We start from the raw sequence: 5,042 nt of genomic DNA on the forward strand, positions 1-5,042 counted from the left end.
ATTGAGATTTATAAATCTTTAGTTTAATAACTTTAATAGAATAAGTTAACTGTAAGAAGGATTTAATTTAAAAAGAAATTAATATACAAGGAGAATAATTATGTTTGATAGAGAGAAAAAAGAAACAAGATTTGAGGTAAAATTAAAAGAAAATATTGGAGAAACATATATATTAATACTTGTTGATAAAGAAACAGGTGTTAATTATTTAAATACATTTGGAGGGGCTACAAGTGGTTTAACTCCTCTATTAGATGAAAATGGTAAAGTTGTGGTTGATAAGTAAAATTAATATGTATTGATTCTTTTAAGAAAATAGCTCTTATTACTAAGTTTATAGATTAGTAATAAGAGCTATCTTAAATTTTGATTTATTCTTACATAGACTTTATTGTTCAAATCATTTATAGAGGGAATTTAAATACTCATAAGTGTTCTCAAGCTTTTTAAATAAAGGAGCGGGGAAGTCATAGGTTTCTAGTTCAGTTCCACTTAAAACCATCCTATTCTTACATCCCATAAAGGTGCCACCAACAAATGTAGCGCTATAATGCCACTGTCCTCTTAATGTAGCTAGAAGACTCAAGGCTCCTGAGGATAGGGCAGGGGCTATATAAGGCTTAAATCCTGCTTTTCTAACTTGGAGGTTAGCTTTTTTAGTGTCTTCAGTTAGAATATTAGACAAGGTTTCACTATAATTTTCTATGCTATTTGCAATTATAAGACCTTCCCCATGGGGACCGAAAGCTCTTCCTTCATTTAAGTAGTTTTTAGTAGATAGATTTTGCATAGCAAAATAATTTGCACGGGCATTCATAACACCAAGCCCATATCCTCTTATTTGGTGACTTAAAAGACCATTATAATCAAACTCTCCTTGGAAATTTCTATTACTTTCATTAAAGGCTACCTTGCATAGAAGATCTACTGGATCTGAAACTACAGCAAAGATTCCCTTAAATTTAGCCTCTCTAGCTTTTTTAGCATATAAGGATAGTACTTTTTTATTTCCTTCAAATTGTACAAGTCTCACATCATCATGTTCCTTTCCAACTTCAGGAACACCTACAGATACGCAGAATACAAACATATCACAATTGAATAAATCATTTTCTTCTATAGCCTCTATTAAAGGAGCTTCTGGATTATTTATATCTAAGATTTGATTACATTCAAAAACCCATCTATCTACTTTGTTTTTATCTAAATCAAATATTCCAATGGATTTAACTATATCTCCTCCAAGGAGCCTAAGTCCAGTTAAGAGAGTTCCACCAACATCCCCAAGGCCAACTACATTAATTTTAAATTTATGATTTTTAGGAGGATTTATAAGAGATTTAAAATCCTTATTAGCTAGGTTTAAAAAGAATCCACGATTATCGTCTATTGCGTCCTTTAATACATCAGGATAGTAAGAAGGATTTTTAGAAGTAGATTTTTTAAAAGTATTCATTGATTCTTCTTCTAAATCACTTAAGGAATTAATCTTAAAATAACTCCTAAATGAATCTAAAGGTTTAGAATCTAAGTAGTAAACTAAAGAGGAGAAGCTCTTTGCTTCTTCCTCCGTAGCTTTTTCAAAGTTTAACTCTTTATTACAAATAAGAAGAGAATTCTTATATTTATATATGTTCATTTTATCATCTCCTTAATATTTCTTTTAGTCTTTCAAGAGATTCCAAATCATTCTTTAGGTAAGTAATAGGGCTTAGATTTAAATCATATTTTACATGGCTTCCATGATCCACAGATCTTGGAGTATTAAATACTTCACCAAGGGAGTGGAGGGTAAGATTTTTCTCGTTTATAGAATGATATTCTTCTTCTAAAACTTCAAGAATTTTAATAGAGTTTTTTATACAAACCTCTGAAAAGTTGTATATGGATTCAATGGAAGCATCCCTAATAAATGAAGGGGAAGTATAAGGGAGGATTAAATTTATTGAAGGAAGAAGATTTCTTTCAGGAAATTTACCTCGCCATAAGGAATCGCCACCTATAAATGGATATAAAGAATTTTCATTAAACCACATTCTAAGTCTAGGTATAAAATATACACTATCAACTAAGCGACCATGATAATCCATAATGTCTTTACCACCACTTGATAATATACCAGCAATAATCTTTTGAACTTTAATATCTTCCTTTTTAAAGATAGGGTCTAGAGCCTTAAGTCTATATCCCTTATGAAGAATATTATCCACAAGTATTATAGGTCTTTTAAAAGATCTTAGCATTTTAATTTGATTTTCTAAGTCTAAGTAATGAGGTGATTCTTTAACTTTAAAAGATTTCATATCAGGGTTAAAATATTTTTCAGTATGAAGAGATTTAGTTACCGTGTTTGGAATAACATATCTATCTAAAACATCTCCATAAGGAACACACATAGCATCTCCAGAGGATTTAGGCTCTAGAATTGTAGTTGGAACCTGATTTTCATTGCATACCTTTTGAATCATACCTCTATGAATCATATCTATACTAAAAGGAAGAATTAATTCAGATGGAAATAGATTGCATAGAGCCTTCTGAAGATTTACTCTACTATTAGCTATTACATTCTTTAGCTTTACATTACTTCTAAAGGGTTCCTTTAAGTAAGTCTCAACATCCAAAGTTAGCACACAAGGATTACTCATATTTACAATCCATGTATTAGAATAACCTTGATCTTCCATAGATATAAAGCCATAAAGCTTTAAGTGATCTTGTAGGTTACTTGGAGTTAATTCCTTAATTGAATTTTTAAATAATGCAAACTCATAGTCATGAGATATACAAAAAGCTAAGGTTTCCGTTAAAAGCATTGGAAGAATAGTCTTATTTTTATCTTGGTCTTTAACATAAAATCCATCTAAAATTATTATTCTTCCAGGATTAGTATCTCTAATAAATTTAGACATTTCTACATCTTTAAGTTCATCATATAACATAGAAGATCTGGCCCAATGAAACAAGGAAAATCCTAAGATTTCATTAGAGTAGCTATTTCTAATAATTAATGCTCTTGCAGATGGTTTAAAGGAAAGGTCTTTTAACACTTCATATAAGTCAGTATCATTCTCTCTAGAAATTAAGTTTATAAAAGTATTTAAATCTTTCTCTTCTATTTTATCTAAAATTTCTATCTCAATAGTTAACAGCTTAACTGTAGATTTATTTAAAGGTTCTCTTTGATAAAAGCCATTATCGTATATATACTGCTGGGCTAGAGGGTCCACTAGACTAGATATATCCCTATTTTCATCAATATAATTTCTTATTTGAGTAGAGCTTATATCAGTATATTTCTTTGGAAGACTTAAGATCTCTACCTTGCCCTTAATATTTTTAAGTATATTTTCTAATCCCTTAATCTTATTCCTCTCAAAAATTATATGGGAGAAGGAGAGTAGGGATCCTTCCTCATAGGAGATTCTATAGGAGGAAGCGTTAGCAATTACGTCAGCGCCAACTACCATATACACCTCAGAATCTATAAAGTTATCTTTAAGAATGGTTAAGTCTTCTTTATTAGATAAATTAGTAGGAAAGGTGTCTGGATATATAAACATATCAAGGTCACTAGCTATAGACATATTAAGTATAGAACGTCTTAAAAGATTTGGAAGAGTCTTTTTTGACCAAGAAAACTCATCCACAGCAAGGTAAACCTGAAAGCCAAGATCCCTAATCTTCCTTGCTATTTCTCTATGGCTTAAGGAAAATGGATCAAAGGTACCAGGGAAAAATGCTATCTTTTTAGGAACAGTTAGGGTTATCTCCTCTAAAAAGAAGGTATGGTCAGATATAAATCTATATATATGATTAAGTCCAGCAGAATTAGAAAGAAATAAAAGTTCATCTTCTTTTTCTTCTATTATAAGGGTTAAGAGCTTCTTTGATATAAGTTTAAATATAACGTTCTTTTGAGCTAAAGATAGTTTATAGGATCCGAAAATGCTTTTACCAATAACTCCAAAGGCAGCTTGTTTTACTTGGTGATTTGGATCCCCAAGGCCATTTAAAAGTATTCCTAATAGTTTCTTTTGTCTATTGCAGTATAAGCTATCTTCCTCTTTAAAGTTCTTTTTATAATTATCATAAAATTTAACGGTTACCCCAATGGTCCTTAAAATAAGACTTTTCACATTTGTTTTTGAAATTTTAATTTTATAACTCAGGTCATCTATTATTTCATCAAACTCCTTAGGAGAAAGGTATAATAGGATTTTTCCTAAGTACTTAGGGATATATTCTGTAAACTTATGTTCCTCAATCTCAAGGGCACGAAGAAGCTCTACTGCAATTTCATTTCTTTCAGAGGAAGTAAGCTTTGGCATAACATTAAGTATTCCAGCGCCAGCAGAATTCCTCACGCTTTCTACAGCACTTACCTTTAGAAGATTACAAAAGTGAAGTGCTATATGCATTGCATTAATATCTTCCTTAAACTTTAAGTTTTCTAAAAGTAACTCTACTTGATACTTCTTTCTAACCCATTCAGTAGCAGTTTTTAAGTTAGAAAGAAATATATCTTGAATTTCACTAGGAGTATTTAATACTTTATCTCTAAAATTAGGAAGATAATCTTTTAAGTCTAAAGGTTTACATAGCTTATACCTTAAGAAGTTTTCAGTATATATAGAGCTTTTTTTAGTACAACCTTTAAGGTATTCTATGAGATTATCAGTAAAATTTTTATTAGAGTTAGATCCATAATAAATATATATAGAACTTTCTAAGGCACAGAGTCTTAAAGAAGGATTTCTTTTATTTATCATATTTATAAGGAATTCATATAGAATATCTACATTTTCATCGTAAGGATTAAGAGGTATATACTTACATGTATCTAAAAGGAATATATATATTTCAGAAGATTTATATTTGGAGCTATCATAGTATTTAAGAATAACATCTCTGTAAAGTAGAGCTAAGTTTTCCTTAGAATTTTGAAATAGAGATTTTACTAACATACTTAAGCTATATCCAAGCCAGTATCTATGGGTAGAAATAATCTTATGGCTCGGGAATAATAGTAAGTTTATATA

Annotated in this window: 3 protein-coding genes; 1 reads left to right on the forward strand and 2 read right to left on the reverse strand. The window is 30.0% G+C overall.

Annotation, left to right across the window (positions count from 1 at the left end):
* Nucleotides 1-100: 100 nt before the first annotated feature.
* Complete coding sequence (locus tag AB2369_RS11245; RefSeq protein WP_367666573.1) at nt 101-286, forward strand: DUF6440 family protein; 186 nt, start codon at nt 101-103, stop codon at nt 284-286.
* 114 nt (nt 287-400) lie between these two features.
* Here the strand turns inward: AB2369_RS11245 and AB2369_RS11250 are convergent, their stop codons facing one another.
* Nucleotides 401-1,639 (reverse strand): lactate dehydrogenase, encoded by a 1,239-nt coding sequence (locus AB2369_RS11250; RefSeq protein WP_367666574.1) that lies wholly within the window; start codon nt 1,637-1,639, stop codon nt 401-403.
* Nucleotides 1,640-1,643: 4 nt separating this feature from the next.
* The coding region (locus AB2369_RS11255) for a nicotinate-nicotinamide nucleotide adenylyltransferase (protein ID WP_367666575.1) at nt 1,644-5,042 on the reverse strand (3,399 nt) is incomplete at its 5' end.

Source organism: Clostridium sp., from assembly GCF_040797585.1.
GTDB lineage: Bacteria > Bacillota > Clostridia > Clostridiales > Clostridiaceae > Clostridium_Z.